This window comes from Pseudomonas songnenensis (assembly GCF_003696315.1).
Classification (GTDB): domain Bacteria; phylum Pseudomonadota; class Gammaproteobacteria; order Pseudomonadales; family Pseudomonadaceae; genus Stutzerimonas; species Stutzerimonas songnenensis.
Window position 1 is genome coordinate 765,442 of the sequence record NZ_RFFN01000003.1, and the last position, 14,106, is coordinate 779,547.

General features: G+C 60.8%; 11 protein-coding genes and 1 pseudogene. 5 read left to right on the forward strand and 7 right to left on the reverse strand.

The window, feature by feature from the left end; genetic code table 11:
* From EA798_RS12235 to rpmH, 7 genes are all read right to left on the reverse strand, one after another.
* Positions 1-402: an MnhB domain-containing protein gene (locus tag EA798_RS12235; protein ID WP_106156933.1), complete on the reverse strand. Its 402-nt coding sequence runs from the start codon at positions 400-402 to the stop codon at positions 1-3.
* On the reverse strand, positions 399-2,708 hold the full coding sequence (mbhE, locus tag EA798_RS12240) for a hydrogen gas-evolving membrane-bound hydrogenase subunit E (RefSeq protein ID WP_122099110.1): 2,310 nt from the start codon (positions 2,706-2,708) through the stop codon (positions 399-401). Before mbhE ends, EA798_RS12235 begins: the two co-directional genes overlap by 4 nt.
* Before the next feature lie 275 nt (positions 2,709-2,983).
* Positions 2,984-4,351 (reverse strand): tRNA uridine-5-carboxymethylaminomethyl(34) synthesis GTPase MnmE, encoded by a 1,368-nt coding sequence (gene mnmE, locus EA798_RS12245; RefSeq protein WP_122099111.1) that lies wholly within the window; start codon positions 4,349-4,351, stop codon positions 2,984-2,986.
* 73 nt (positions 4,352-4,424) lie between these two features.
* Positions 4,425-6,095, reverse strand: coding sequence for a membrane protein insertase YidC (gene yidC, locus EA798_RS12250; RefSeq protein WP_122099112.1), 1,671 nt, complete (start codon positions 6,093-6,095; stop codon positions 4,425-4,427).
* 2 nt (positions 6,096-6,097) lie between these two features.
* Positions 6,098-6,343, reverse strand: a complete 246-nt coding sequence (gene yidD, locus EA798_RS12255) for a membrane protein insertion efficiency factor YidD (protein WP_106156923.1) — start codon at positions 6,341-6,343, stop codon at positions 6,098-6,100.
* The gene (rnpA, locus tag EA798_RS12260) at positions 6,336-6,731 is read right to left on the reverse strand and encodes a ribonuclease P protein component (protein ID WP_122099113.1); all 396 of its coding nucleotides are present in this window, start codon (positions 6,729-6,731) and stop codon (positions 6,336-6,338) included. Before rnpA ends, yidD begins: the two co-directional genes overlap by 8 nt.
* A 14-nt stretch (positions 6,732-6,745) precedes the next feature.
* On the reverse strand, positions 6,746-6,880 hold the full coding sequence (gene rpmH / locus EA798_RS12265) for a 50S ribosomal protein L34 (RefSeq protein WP_003290924.1): 135 nt from the start codon (positions 6,878-6,880) through the stop codon (positions 6,746-6,748).
* Positions 6,881-7,393: 513 nt separating this feature from the next.
* On the opposite strand from rpmH, the gene dnaA reads away from it, so the two are divergent.
* From dnaA to EA798_RS12290, 5 genes and pseudogenes are all read left to right on the forward strand, one after another.
* Positions 7,394-8,842 (forward strand): chromosomal replication initiator protein DnaA, encoded by a 1,449-nt coding sequence (gene dnaA, locus EA798_RS12270; RefSeq protein ID WP_106156920.1) that lies wholly within the window; start codon positions 7,394-7,396, stop codon positions 8,840-8,842.
* Between the two features lie 33 nt (positions 8,843-8,875).
* Entirely contained in the window at positions 8,876-9,979 is a 1,104-nt protein-coding gene (dnaN, locus tag EA798_RS12275) for a DNA polymerase III subunit beta (protein ID WP_106156918.1), read from the forward strand.
* A 13-nt stretch (positions 9,980-9,992) separates the two neighbouring features.
* The gene (gene recF, locus EA798_RS12280) at positions 9,993-11,105 is read left to right on the forward strand and encodes a DNA replication/repair protein RecF (protein ID WP_106156916.1); all 1,113 of its coding nucleotides are present in this window, start codon (positions 9,993-9,995) and stop codon (positions 11,103-11,105) included.
* A complete protein-coding gene (gene gyrB / locus EA798_RS12285; RefSeq protein WP_106156914.1) occupies positions 11,102-13,516 on the forward strand; it encodes a DNA topoisomerase (ATP-hydrolyzing) subunit B in 2,415 nt (804 codons plus the stop codon). Before recF ends, gyrB begins: the two co-directional genes overlap by 4 nt.
* A gap of 212 nt (positions 13,517-13,728) precedes the next feature.
* Positions 13,729-14,106, forward strand: a pseudogene (locus EA798_RS12290) (alkyl hydroperoxide reductase subunit F); the annotation flags it as partial.

Here is a 14,106-nt window from a genome sequence, read left to right on the forward strand (position 1 = left end):
TCAGAGGCCCTCGTAGAAACGCAGAATCAGAGAAAGGATGCCGCCCAGCACGACGAGGTAGACGCCGATATCGAACAGCAAGGTGGTGCCGATATGGGCGCTGCCGAGAATCGCCCACTGGTGAGCCAGGAACGAGTCGTCCAGCCAGAGGCCGGGCAGCCCGCCAAGCAGTGCAGCCAGGATGCCGAAGCCAATCACCGTCATCGGCTCGAAGCGCAGCGTGGCGCGCGCGACGTCCACGCCACGGGCAAGTGCCAGCGTCGCGAACCCGGCCGCGGCGATCAGCCCGCCGACGAAACCGCCACCCGGCTCGTTGTGTCCGCGGTAGAGCACGAAGAGCGACACCGCCAGCATCAGAATGAAGAGAATCCGCGAGAAGGCGGCAAAGATCAGTGAATTCATGGCGCGGCCCTCCGGCGGGGCATAATCCGCAGCAGCCCCCACACGCTCATTGCGGCGAAGGCCACCACGATCACCTCACCCAGCGTGTCGATGGCGCGGTAGTCCACCAGCACCACATTCACCACGTTGCGACCATGGGCCTCGAGGTAGCTGGTTGCGGCGTAGAAGTCGGAGATCCGTCCATCCAGTGGCAGTGCCACCGTGGCAGCCAGCGCGACGAAGACCACCAGCGCGAAGCCGGCCGAGATCAGGATGTCCAGGCGCTTTTCCCGCGGCTCGCGGGTCGATGCGGCGCGCTCAGGCACCCGCAGCAGCAGCGCGACCAGAATCAGCACCAGCAGCACTTCGACCGAGAACTGGGTGAGCGCAACGTCCGGCGCGCCATTGAGCAGGAAGATCAGCGCCGAGCCGAACCCCACCACGCCAACCGCGATCATGGCGCGCAGTAGCGATGGGGTGCGCGTGGCGGCAAAGGCACCCAGGCACATCAGCAGCAGCACGATGACCGAGGGCATATCGAAGCGCCCGTCGGTCAGGGCGATTACCGGGCGCGTACCGCTGGCCAGCACGCCATAGCCGATGATCAGCAACACGGCTGCCGCGACCGTGGAGGTGTAGCGGTGCTGATCGCCGTTCTGCAGCAACCGGGTGCAGCGTTCGGCCAGGCGCAGGAGGCCGGCGAATGCGGCGTTGAAGCCGAAATCGCCAAGCACCCGGGCCAGTCCCTTGTTCAGTGACAGCGCGTAGTGGATGCGATGCCAGTAGGCGATCAGCCCGCCGGCGAAGGCGACCACGGTGGCGCTCAGCGCGAGCATCGGCGTAAAGCCGTGCCAGAGCGAAAAGGACAGGTCCACGGTATGCCCGACCAGCACATCATTGGCCGGCTGGATCAGCCCACGCACGAGAAAGTCCGGCGCCAGGCCGAACAGGAAGCCCAGCCCTCCCAGTACCAGCGGGCCGAGGTACAGGCCCAGGGTCTCCGGATGCTTGACCTCGCTGCGTGTCTTGCCGAGGTAATAGGGGCGGATGGCCGCCACCCCGGCGATTGCCGCAAACACCGCATTGACCAGAACCGCCACAGCGACCACCACCCAGCCAGAGGACGCGTTGAGCTGGCTCTCGAACAGGTATTCCTTGGTGATGAAGCCCAGTGTCGGCGGCAGTCCGGCCATCGAAATCGCCGCCATGCCGGCCGCCAGGGTGGTCATCGGCAGGCGTCGGGCCAAGCCGCCGATCTTGCTCAGGCGCCCCTCGCCAACCGCGTGGATGGTGGTTCCGGCGCAGAAGAACAGCGCCGCCTTGTACAGCGCATGGGCGATGATGAAGGCAATCAGCGCGGTCACCGAGTAGTCACCGTCCAGCCCGATCAGCATCACCAACACCCCCAATGAGCCCACGGTGGAATGCGCCAGGACTTCCTTGAAGCCATCGGTGGAAAGCGCGCGTACCGCGGCCACCAGCATGGTCAGGCTGCCGACGATCACCAGGGTCGCCCCGAACGCCGGAATACCCTCGAATATGAGATCGAAACGGGCCAGCAGGTACACGCCCAGCTTGACCATGGTTGCCGAGTGCAGAAAGGCCGAGGCCGGTGCCGGCGCTTCCATGGCCTGCGGCAGCCAGAAATGAAACGGCAGCTGCGCCGACTTGGTGAAGGCGCCGAGCATGATCAGGATCATCGCCGGTACGGCCAGGGGACTGGCCAGCAGCTCAGTCGCACGCTGCGCCACTTCGGAGAGTGAAAAGGTACCCAGCGTCATGCCGATCAAGAGGATGCCACCGAACAGTGCCAGTCCCCCGCCGCCGGTCACGATCAGCGATTGCAGCGCCGCTTTGCGTGCTTGCGCGCGGTGGGAGTTGAAGCCGATCAGCATGAACGACAGCAGGCTGGTCGCTTCCCAGAACACGAACATGACGATGAGGTTGTCGGACAGCACCGTCCCCAGCATGGCGGTCATGAACAGCAGGATCAGGGTGAGGAAACGCGCGGCCTCCTCCTTCGGCGAATGCGCGAAGTAGGCGCCCGCGTAGATCGTCACCAGGGTGCCGATGCCGGTGATCAGGAGCACGAACAGCAGGGCGAAGCCGTCCAGCCTCAGGGTCAGCGAGATGCCCAGCGCCGGCACCCACTCGAGGGTTTCGGTGATGGCACCGACCTCGGGCAGGCTGGCGCCTTTCGCCAGAAAGAACAGGAACAGCCCGGCCGGCAACAGCGCAGCGACCCATCCGCCATGGGGAAAGGTACGGCTGACGACGAACCTGGCGAGGATTGCCCCCAGGAATGAAACGAGTAAAGCAGCAAGCACGGCGCCATCCTCTTGTCGGGGATTGCTGGAAACGGCTGCGTGTTTTGATAACAAAGGTAGTTCAAAGGATGCGTCGACGGCTGTTACCAGCTATGTCAGGCGCAGCGGCACGCGGGGTACGAAAGACCGCGAGAAAAGGATGGCGGGCGGGGCCCTGACGGGTCGCCAGCTCAGTGTTAACGGCGCCTGCAGTGGGGCAGGCGCAGACCGCCACCTTGCCGGACGGCACACCGAAACGCCGCCCGGACGGGGTCGTCCGGACGCTTTTTCAATTGTTACTTGCCTATGCAGAAGCTCGAGAAGATGCGCCCGAGCAGGTCATCGGAGCTGAACGCGCCAGTGATCTCACCCAGTGCCTGCTGCGCCAGACGCAGGTCTTCGGCCAGCAGCTCACCGGCGCCGGCAAGCGTCAGCTGGTCGTAGCCGTGCCGCAGATGCTCGTCGGCCAGGCGCAGTGCATCGAGGTGCCGGCGCCGCGCGCTGAAACTGCTTTCGGCGGTCTGCTCGTACCCCATGCACTGCTTCAGGTGTTCACGCAGCAGTTCGATGCCTTCGCCTGAACGCGCACACAGGCTTAGCGTCACGTGGCCATCGACGCTGACGCTCAGAGCAATCGCCTCTCCGCTGAGGTCGGCCTTGTTGCGGATCAGCGTTACCCTGCCAGGCTCCGGGCTGAAGTCCAGAAACTCGGGCCACAGTGCGAGCGGATCCTGCGCCTCGGGTGCACTGGCGTCGACCATCAGCAGAATGCGGTCGGCCTCCCCGATTGCGCTGAGGGCGCGTTGCACGCCGATGCGCTCGACCTGATCCTCGGTATCACGCAGGCCGGCTGTATCGAGCACGTGCAGGGGCATGCCATCGATGAGGATATGTTCACGCAATACGTCACGGGTGGTTCCGGCGATATCGGTGACGATGGCTGCCTCACGGCCAGCCAGCGCGTTGAGCAGGCTGGACTTGCCGGCATTGGGCCGACCGGCGATGACCACGGTCATCCCATCACGCAGCAAGGCGCCCTGCCCGGCCTCACGCAGCACTGTGGATAACTCTTCGCGCACGCCGTTGAGCTGTTCGAGCACGTGACCATCGGCGAGAAAATCGATTTCCTCTTCGGGAAAATCGATCGCGGCTTCAACGTAGATGCGCAGCTGGATCAGCTTTTCGGTCAGCTGATGTACCCGCCGCGAGAATTCGCCCTGCAGCGAGCGCACTGCATTGCGCGCCGCCTGCGCGGAGCTGGCTTCGATGAGATCGGCAATGGCTTCGGCCTGCGCGAGATCGAGCTTGTCGTTGAGGAACGCACGCTCGCTGAACTCACCGGGCCGCGCCAGTCGCACGCCGAGTTCGATACAGCGCTGCAGCAGCATGTCCAGCACAACCGGACCGCCATGGCCCTGCAGTTCAAGAACGTCTTCGCCGGTGAACGAATGCGGTCCTGGAAAGAACAGCAGCAGCCCCTCATCGATCACTTCGCCATCGTCCGCGTGAAACGCGCCGTAGTGCGCATGCCGTGGTGTTGGCTCGCGGCCGGTCAGGATGATCGCGATCGCTCTGGCACGCTGCCCCGATACGCGGACGATGCCGACGCCTCCGCGGCCAGGGGCTGTAGCGACGGCGGCGATGGTGTCGCGAACTGGATTCATGAGGCCTCCTTTCTGGATGGCAGATAGCAGAACGCCCCAATCAAGGGGCGTTCTGCATGTGGCTGTTGAGACGTCAGGCTGTCTTCGCCGCCGCCTCGATCTGCCGGGTAATGTACCACTGCTGGGCGATGGACAGGACGTTGTTGACGACCCAGTACAGCACCAGACCAGCTGGGAACCAGAGGAAGAAGAAGGTGAAGATGATCGGCAACAGCTTCATCACCCGCGCCTGCATCGGATCCGGCGGCGTCGGGTTAAGCTGCTGCTGAATGAACATGGTCACGCCCATGATGATCGGCAGGATGAAGAATGGATCCTTGATCGACAGGTCGGTGATCCAGAACATCCAGGGCGCCTGGCGCATCTCGACGCTTTCCAGCAACACCCAGTACAGCGCCAGGAACACCGGCATCTGCACCAGAATCGGCAGGCAGCCGCCCAGCGGATTGATCTTCTCCTTCTTGTACAGCTCCATCATCGCCTGGGACATCTTCTGGCGATCGTCACCGAACTGCTCCTTCAGAGCCTGCATTTTCGGCGAAACGGCGCGCATGCGCGCCATCGACCGATAGCTGGCGGCAGAAAGCGGGAAGAAGGCGAGTTTGATGATGATCGTCAGGACGATGATCGACCAGCCCCAGTTGCCCAGAAGCGCGTGGATATTTTCCAGCAGCCAGAAGATCGGCTGGGCGATGAACCAGAGGATGCCGTAGTCGACGGTCAGACGCAGACCAGGCGACAGCTCTTCCAGTTTGTCCTGGCTCTTCGGACCGGCATACAGAGTGGCGCCGGTTTCACCCTGGGCGCCAGCCGGCACGGTGACCGCCGGGCCGGTGAACCCGATGATGTAGTTGCCCTGGCTGTCCTTGCGTGTCTGCACCTGGTTGGTGTCGCCCGCCTGAGGAATCCAGGCGGTGACGAAGTAGTGCTGCAGCCAGGCAATCCAGCCACCCTGCACGGTTTCCCGCAGGTTCTTGTCGTCCATGTCGCCCATGGAGACCTTGCGATAGGGCTCATCCTTAGTCCACAGCGCGGCACCCAGGTAGGTGGCGGTACCGGTGGCGGTGCTCGAGGACGGGTCGCCGCTCTTGTCGCGCTTGAGCTGGCCGAACAGATAACCGGTCCAGGGCTGTTCGCTCTGGTTGTCGATCAGGTAGTTCACTTTCAGCGCGTAGTTGCCGCGCTCGAGCGTGAAACGCTTGATGTAGTTGACGCCATCAGCGCTGTAGTTCAGATCGACGACCAGCTGGTCCTGACCCTCGGCCAGTTGGTACTCGGTCTCCTCGCTGCTGTACTGGGGACGGCCACTGGCCTTGTCCGGACCATCGCCGATCAGGCCGCTCTGTGCCTCGTAGGTACGCTCGCCGCTGCGTTCGAACAGCTGGAACGGCACATCCGGACGATCCTGACGACGCGGGAACTGCGGCAGGTGCAACTCGACGATGTCGCCGCCGCGCGGATCGATGGCCACATCCAGCACATCGGTACGCACGCGGATCAGCTGGCTGCTCGGAGCGGTAGCCGGCAGGGCGCTGGCCTGTTGCTGGCCACCGACTGCTGGCACGTCGTCGGCGTTACCCTCGCTGGTAGCGCTGGGACTATCCGGAAGGGTCGGAACGCCAGCCTGGGTTTGCGCGGTTTCGGCAGGCAGGGCTGCCTGACCGTAATCCTGATTCCATTGAAGAACCATCAGGTAGGCAACGACTGCTAGTGCTACGAGCAGTATCGAGCGTTTGATATCCATGGTTACTCGGCCATCGGAGATGAATTGGAAGTGTTATGGGTAGGCACGGGATCGTAGCCACCGGGATTCCACGGGTGGCAGCGCCCCAACCTGCGCAGACTCAGCCAGCCACCACGCAGCAGACCATGATTTTCGATGGCCTCGAGTGCATAGCAGGAGCAGCTTGGATAGAAACGGCAGTGACTGGCCATCATGGGGCTGATGGCGTACTGGTAGACCTTGATCGAAGCGATGGCCAATTTACGCATGGGTGCTGTTGGCGGCTCCAGGTTCGACGGCGGTCTTGGATGGGCTGCGTGACAGTCGCTTCCAGAGCTTGGCGAATTGCTTCGCCAGTTCGGGATTGTCCAGATCACCCAATCCCTTGCGGGCGACGATCACGATGTCCCAGCCCGCCAGTTCCAGTTGATGATGGCGAAAGGTCTCACGTATCTGCCGCTTGATGCGGTTACGTTCAACCGAAAGCTTGACGCTTTTCTTGCCGATCACCAGCCCGAGGCGGGGATGCTGCAGATCGTTCTCTCGTGCCAGCAGCAGGACGTTCCTGCCCGGCACCTTACCGGAAGGGGAGTCGAAGACTGCCTTGAATTGGCGGGGAGTAAGCAGTCGCTTTTCCCGGCCGAAGCCCCGACTCACTACCTGTTCCGATGTCAGACGGTCAGACGCTTACGGCCTTTGGCGCGACGACGCGACAGAACTTGACGACCGTTCTTGGTGGCCATGCGGGCACGGAAGCCATGGGTACGAGCGCGCTTGATGGTGCTGGGTTGGAAAGTGCGTTTCATGGTGCGTTTACCTGGTGATCCATTGCGGGCCGGAATGGCCCCCTTTTAAGAGACCGGCGATTGTAGAGAAGCCATCCGGCCAGGTCAATTTCCAACCAGTCCCATCTGGCTGAAAAAAATAAAAGGAAAAGAATTATAAGCTCTTAAGATGTAATGCTTATGTATGTAGCCGCCGTTTTCTGTGGATAGCAGGCTCTAGCGCAACGCCGCCGGGGGCTGCAAGAAAATTGAACCAGGTGGGTAAGCGGTGCCTATTGCGTGCAGAGCATCTGCGTAACCTGGGGATGAAACAGGTAGATATCCACAGGGGAAGCGATCAAGGGCTTTTCAACAGCCTTAAACACCGCCCTCATGATGGGTTATCAACAGGTCTCCTGCGCGGAACGGTTGTTTCCACAGAACACTGCTCCACTCTGCGTTCAGGTGGTGAAGGGCCGAGTAGTTGTGGATAACCGAAGGTCGCGCGGCTACAATGGCCGCCGTCTTACCTCGACAGAGTCGATAGGAGTTTCCGTGTCGGTGGAACTTTGGCAGCAGTGTGTTGAGCTTTTGCGCGATGAACTGCCTGCTCAGCAATTCAACACATGGATTCGTCCTCTTCAGGTCGAAGGCGACGGTGAGGAGCTGCGGGTCTACGCGCCCAACCGTTTCGTACTTGACTGGGTCAACGAGAAGTACCTTTCACGCCTTCTGGAGCTGCTCTCCGAGCGATCCAGTGGCCTGCCGCCCGCGCTTTCCCTGTTGATAGGTAGTAAACGCACCTCGGCGGCGGCATTACCCTCCGCGGCTGCCGCACGCGCTCAGCCTCAGCCGCCGGTTGTCAGCACCCCGGCGCCGGCAGCGCCGTCTCCAGCGCGCTTCGAGCCATTATCGGCGGATACCAGCGAACCCGAGCAGCCCCGGGTGGAGCGCAACGTACAGGTGGAAGGAGGCCTCAAGCACACCAGCTACCTGAACCGTACGTTCACCTTCGAGAATTTCGTCGAGGGTAAATCCAACCAGCTGGCTCGTGCGGCTGCCTGGCAGGTCGCTGACAACCCCAAGCACGGCTACAACCCGCTGTTTCTCTATGGTGGCGTCGGCCTGGGCAAGACCCACCTGATGCATGCGGTGGGCAATCACCTGCTGAAGAAGAATCCGAATGCGAAGGTGGTGTACCTGCATTCCGAGCGTTTTGTAGCGGACATGGTCAAGGCGCTGCAGCTCAATGCCATCAACGAGTTCAAGCGTTTCTACCGCTCCGTGGACGCGCTGCTGATCGACGACATCCAGTTCTTCGCCAAGAAGGAGCGCTCGCAGGAAGAGTTCTTCCATACCTTCAACGCCCTGCTCGAGGGCGGCCAGCAGGTCATCCTCACCAGTGATCGTTACCCGAAAGAGATCGATGGTCTCGAGGAACGTCTGAAATCGCGTTTTGGCTGGGGTTTGACCGTGGCGGTCGAGCCGCCTGAGCTGGAGACCCGTGTTGCCATTCTGATGAAGAAGGCCGACCAGGCGAAGGTCGATCTGCCCCACGATGCAGCTTTCTTCATCGCTCAGCGCATTCGCTCGAACGTCCGGGAATTGGAAGGTGCACTGAAACGCGTGATCGCCCATGCCCACTTCATGGGACGCGATATCACCATCGAATTGATTCGTGAATCGCTGAAGGACTTGCTGGCGTTGCAGGATAAACTGGTCAGCGTCGACAATATCCAGCGCACTGTGGCCGAGTATTACAAGATCAAGATTTCCGATCTGCTGTCGAAACGGCGTTCCCGTTCGGTAGCGCGTCCGCGTCAGGTAGCCATGGCGCTGTCGAAAGAGCTGACCAATCACAGCTTGCCGGAAATTGGCGATGCGTTCGGTGGGCGCGATCACACCACGGTTTTGCATGCCTGCCGTAAGATCGCCGAACTGCGGGAAACTGACGCGGATATCCGCGAAGATTACAAGAATTTGCTGCGAACTTTGACAACCTGAGTGCGACCTAATCTATAGGCAAGGGACCAGACCATGCATTTCTCCATTCAGCGCGAAGCCCTGTTGAAACCCCTGCAGCTGGTTGCTGGCGTCGTCGAGCGCCGTCAGACCTTGCCGGTGCTGTCCAACGTTCTCCTTGTTGTACAAGGTCAGCAGCTCTCGCTGACCGGTACCGACCTGGAAGTCGAGTTGGTGGGCCGTGTTGCACTCGAGGATGCCGCGGAGCCGGGTGAAATCACCGTGCCTGCGCGCAAGCTCATGGATATCTGCAAGAGCTTGCCGAGCGACGCCCTGATCAGTGTCCGCCTGGATGATCAGAAGATCGTCATCAAATCCGGCCGCAGCCGATTCACGCTGTCCACCCTTCCGGCCAACGATTTCCCGACTGTGGAAGAAGGGCCGGGTTCACTTTCCTTCAGCGTCGAGCAGGGCAAGTTGCGCAAGCTGATCGAGCGCAGCAGTTTCGCCATGGCGCAGCAGGACGTTCGCTACTACCTCAACGGTATGCTAATCGAGGTGTCCAACGGCATGTTGCGTGCCGTGGCAACCGACGGCCATCGCCTGGCCATGTGCTCGATGCAGGCTGGCATCGAGCAGCCCGATCGTCACCAGGTGATCGTTCCGCGCAAGGGCATTCTGGAACTGGCGCGACTGCTCAACGACCAGGACGCCGAGGTCAGCATTGTGCTGGGTCAGCATCACATTCGTGCCACCACCGGCGAGTTCACCTTCACCTCCAAGCTGGTGGACGGCAAGTTCCCCGACTACGAGCGCGTGTTGCCGCGGGGCGGTGACAAGCTGGTAGTCGGCGACCGCCAATTGTTGCGCGAGGCGTTCAGCCGCACGGCGATTCTCTCCAACGAGAAGTACCGTGGTATTCGTTTGCAGCTGGAAAGCGGCTTGCTGAAGATCCAGGCGAACAACCCTGAGCAGGAGGAAGCCGAGGAAGAAGTTGCAGTCGACTATAACGGTGGCTCGCTGGAGATCGGCTTCAACGTCAGCTACCTGCTCGATGTGCTTGGTGTGATGACCACCGAGCAGGTTCGCCTGATTCTCTCCGATGCGAACAGCAGTGCGCTGGTCCAGGAATTCGACAATGACGACTCCGCGTACGTCGTGATGCCGATGCGCCTGTAAACCTGCTGCCTTAATGTCCCTCAGTCGTCTCTCCGTCACCGGGGTTCGCAATCTGCACCCGGTGACGCTGTCTCCCTCTCCTCGTATCAACATCCTCTTCGGCGACAACGGTAGCGGCAAAACCAGCCTGCTCGAGGCCATCCATCTGCTCGGCCTGGCGCGGTCTTTCCGCAGTATTCGGCTGAATCCTGTGATCACCTATGAGCAATCCGCCTGCACGGTATTCGGTCAGGTGGAGTTGCCTGATCAGCACAGCCGCGCGCTCGGTGTTGCTCGGGATCGCAGTGGCGAAGTGCGAATCCGCATCGATGGGCAAAGTGTACGGTCGGCAGCCGAGCTTGCCGATACGCTGCCCTTGCAGCTGATCAATCCCGACAGTTTCCGGCTGCTTGAAGGCGCACCCAAATTGCGTCGGCAGTTTCTCGACTGGGGTGTGTTCCACGTGGAACATCGTTTCATGACTGCCTGGCAGCGCCTGCAACAGGCGCTCCGGCAACGGAACTCGTGGCTGCGGCATGGTACACTGGACGGCGCTTCGGACGCGGCCTGGAGCCGGGAGCTGACGCTGGCCAGCGATGAGATCGACGGTTATCGACGGGCCTATATCCAGGCGTTGAAACCAGTATTCGAGACCACGCTGGCAGCTCTGCTGGATCTGGATGGACTGAAGCTGAGCTACTACCGGGGATGGGACAAAGACCGTCCGCTGGCTGATGTGCTCGCTTCGTCATTGGATCGGGATCGGGCGTTGGGACATACCCAGTCTGGCCCTCAGCGTGCAGACCTTCGGTTGAAGGTTGGCAATCACAACGCGGCGGAAGTGTTGTCCCGTGGCCAGCAGAAGTTGGTGGTGTGTGCGTTACGCATTGCTCAGGGCCATCTGGTCAGCGAGGCCAAGCGTGGGCAGTGCATTTATCTGGTCGATGACCTGCCGTCCGAACTGGACGCTCAGCATCGACAGGCGCTGTGCAAGTTGCTCGAGCAACTTGGCTGTCAGGTTTTTATCACCTGCGTAGATTCAACCGTTTTGCAAGAAGGCTGGCATGAACAAACGCCAGTCTCAATGTTTCACGTGGAACATGGGCAAATCACCCACGTCCACGGCCCCTCGGGAGTGAAGGCATGAGCGAAAACCACACGTACGATTCGTCGAGCATCAAGGTACTCAAAGGCCTTGATGCAGTGCGCAAGCGCCCTGGCATGTACATCGGCGATACCGACGACGGCACCGGCTTGCACCACATGGTCTTCGAGGTCGTCGACAACTCGATCGACGAGGCCTTGGCCGGGCATTGCAGCGACATCTCCATCACCATCCACACCGATGAATCCATCACCGTTCGCGACAATGGCCGCGGGATTCCGGTGGATATCCATGAGGAAGGTGTATCGGCAGCCGAAGTCATCATGACCGTGCTGCACGCAGGCGGCAAATTCGATGACAACTCCTACAAGGTTTCCGGCGGCCTGCACGGCGTAGGTGTTTCGGTGGTCAACGCACTGTCCGAGGAGCTGATGCTGACCATTCGCCGCGAGGGCAAGGTCTGGGAGCAGCTCTATCGGCATGGCGTGCCTCAGGCGCCCCTCGCCCCGGTTGGCGAAACCGATGCCTCGGGTACTCAGATCCATTTCAAGCCGTCTGCCGAGACCTTCCAGAACATCCACTTCAGCTGGGACATCCTGGCCAAGCGTCTGCGTGAGCTGTCGTTCCTCAATTCGGGTGTCGGCATCGTCCTGCGTGACGAGCGTACTGCCAAGGAAGAGCTGTTCAAGTACGAAGGCGGGCTGAGTGCCTTCGTTGCCTACCTGAACACCAACAAGACGCCAGTCAACCAGGTGTTCCACTTCAACGTCCAGCGTGACGACGGTGTTGGGGTCGAGGTAGCGCTGCAGTGGAACGACAGCTTCAACGAGAACATTCTCTGCTTCACCAACAACATTCCGCAGCGCGACGGCGGTACACACCTGGCCGGTTTCCGCTCCGCTCTGACGCGAAATCTGAACGCCTATATCGAGCAGGAAGGCCTGGCCAAGAAGCACAAGATCGCCACCACCGGCGACGATGCCCGCGAAGGCCTGACCGCGATCATTTCGGTGAAGGTTCCGGATCCTAAGTTCAGTTCGCAGACCAAGGACAAACTGGTTTCGTCCGAAGTGAAAACCGCCGTGGAACAAGAGATGGGCAAGTACTTCGGTGACTTCCTCCTCGAGCATCCGGGCGAAGCCAAGGCCGTCGTCGGCAAGATGATCGACGCCGCCCGCGCTCGTGAGGCTGCGCGCAAGGCTCGGGAAATGACCCGCCGCAAGGGGGCTCTGGATATCGCCGGCCTGCCCGGCAAGCTTGCTGACTGTCAGGAGAAGGATCCTGCGCTGTCCGAACTCTACATAGTGGAGGGTGATTCTGCGGGTGGCTCGGCCAAGCAGGGCCGTAACCGCAAGACTCAGGCGATCCTGCCGCTCAAGGGCAAGATCCTCAACGTCGAAAAAGCGCGCTTCGACAAGATGCTGTCCTCCCAGGAGGTCGGCACGCTGATCACTGCGCTGGGTTGTGGCATTGGTCGAGAGGAATACAACATCGACAAGCTGCGTTACCACAACATCATCATCATGACCGATGCTGACGTCGACGGTTCGCACATTCGCACGCTGCTGCTGACCTTCTTCTTCCGCCAACTGCCCGAGCTGATCGAGCGCGGCTACGTGTATATCGCCCAGCCGCCGCTGTACAAGGTCAAGCGTGGCAAGCAGGAGCAGTACATCAAGGACGACGAGGCGATGGAGGAATACCTCACCCAGTCGGCCCTGGAAGACGCCAGCCTGCACGTCAACGAACACGCCCCGGGCCTTTCCGGCGGCGCGCTGGAAAAGCTGGTCAACGATTACCGCACGGTAATGAAGACCTTGCAGCGGCTGTCGCGTCTGTATCCGCTGGAACTCACCGAGCACTTCATCTACCTGCCCCGCGTGCCGGTCGAGCAGCTGGCTGATCAGGGGGCCATGCAGGCCTGGCTGGATCAGTACAGCGCGCAGCTGAAGGTGGGAGAGCGCTCTGGCCTGATCTACAACGTCAGCCTGCGCGAGGACAAGGAACGCCATCTGTGGCTGCCTGAAGTCGAGATCAGCTCCCATGGGCTGGCCAGTTACATCACCTTCAACCGCGATTTCTTCGGTAGTAATGATTACCGCACGGTGACCGCGCTGGGTGAGAAGCTGAACAGCCTGCTTGAGGAAGGCGCCTACGTTCAGCGTGGGGAGCGTAAAAAGCCGGTATCGACCTTCAAGGAAGCGCTCGACTGGCTGATGACCGAGGGCACTCGCCGGCACAGCGTTCAGCGATACAAGGGTCTCGGTGAAATGAACCCTGATCAGCTGTGGGAAACCACCATGGATCCGAATGTCCGTCGCATGTTGAAGGTGACGATTGAAGATGCCATCGGCGCGGATCAGATCTTCAATACCCTGATGGGAGATGCTGTAGAACCGCGTCGCGAGTTCATTGAAACCAATGCGCTGGCGGTGTCGAACCTGGACTTCTAGCTCCTCTGTTCGCTGTTTCTCAGCGTTCGCCTCACAACGACAACCCCGGCCAATAGGTCGGGGTTTTTGCTTTTTGAATAGCCTGAATAAATCGGAACGAGTGGTTTAATCAATTTAGAAATAGCCCCTTTTCAGCGTAAGGTTGATCCATTCGAGATTCATCAACCTTACCGAGCCCTCGCGGGCAGCCAATTTCATGAGGACAGTTGCCAATGCTGGACACCAATCTCAAGACCCAGTTGAAAGCCTACCTGGAGAAGGTCAGCCAGCCCTTCGAGATCGTCGCGTCCCTCGATGACGGCGAGAAATCCCGGGAGCTGCTGAGCCTGCTGCAGGACATCGCCGGCCTCAGCGACAAGATCACCCTCAAGACCGACGGCGACGATGCGCGCAAGCCGTCGTTCTCGCTCAACCGCATCGGCGGCAACATCAGCCTGCGTTTTGCCGGCATCCCCATGGGCCACGAGTTCACCTCGCTGGTGCTCGCCCTGCTGCAGGTCGGCGGTCACCCGTCGAAGACCGCACCGGAAGTCATTGAGCAGATCAAGGCACTCGACGGCGACTACCGCTTCGAAACCTACTTCTCGCTG

Excerpts from the sequence above, each read along its gene's own strand:
- mnmE (WP_122099111.1), bottom strand. The coding sequence starts at position 4,351 with ATGAATCCAGTTCGCGACACCATCGCCGCCGTCGCTACAGCCCCTGGC.
- yidD (WP_106156923.1), bottom strand. The coding sequence starts at position 6,343 with ATGCGTAAATTGGCCATCGCTTCGATCAAGGTCTACCAGTACGCCATC.
- dnaN (WP_106156918.1), top strand. The coding sequence starts at position 8,876 with ATGCATTTCTCCATTCAGCGCGAAGCCCTGTTGAAACCCCTGCAGCTG.
- gyrB (WP_106156914.1), top strand. The coding sequence starts at position 11,102 with ATGAGCGAAAACCACACGTACGATTCGTCGAGCATCAAGGTACTCAAA.
- yidC (WP_122099112.1), bottom strand. The coding sequence starts at position 6,095 with ATGGATATCAAACGCTCGATACTGCTCGTAGCACTAGCAGTCGTTGCC.
- EA798_RS12235 (WP_106156933.1), bottom strand. The coding sequence starts at position 402 with ATGAATTCACTGATCTTTGCCGCCTTCTCGCGGATTCTCTTCATTCTG.
- rpmH (WP_003290924.1), bottom strand. The coding sequence starts at position 6,880 with ATGAAACGCACTTTCCAACCCAGCACCATCAAGCGCGCTCGTACCCAT.
- recF (WP_106156916.1), top strand. The coding sequence starts at position 9,993 with ATGTCCCTCAGTCGTCTCTCCGTCACCGGGGTTCGCAATCTGCACCCG.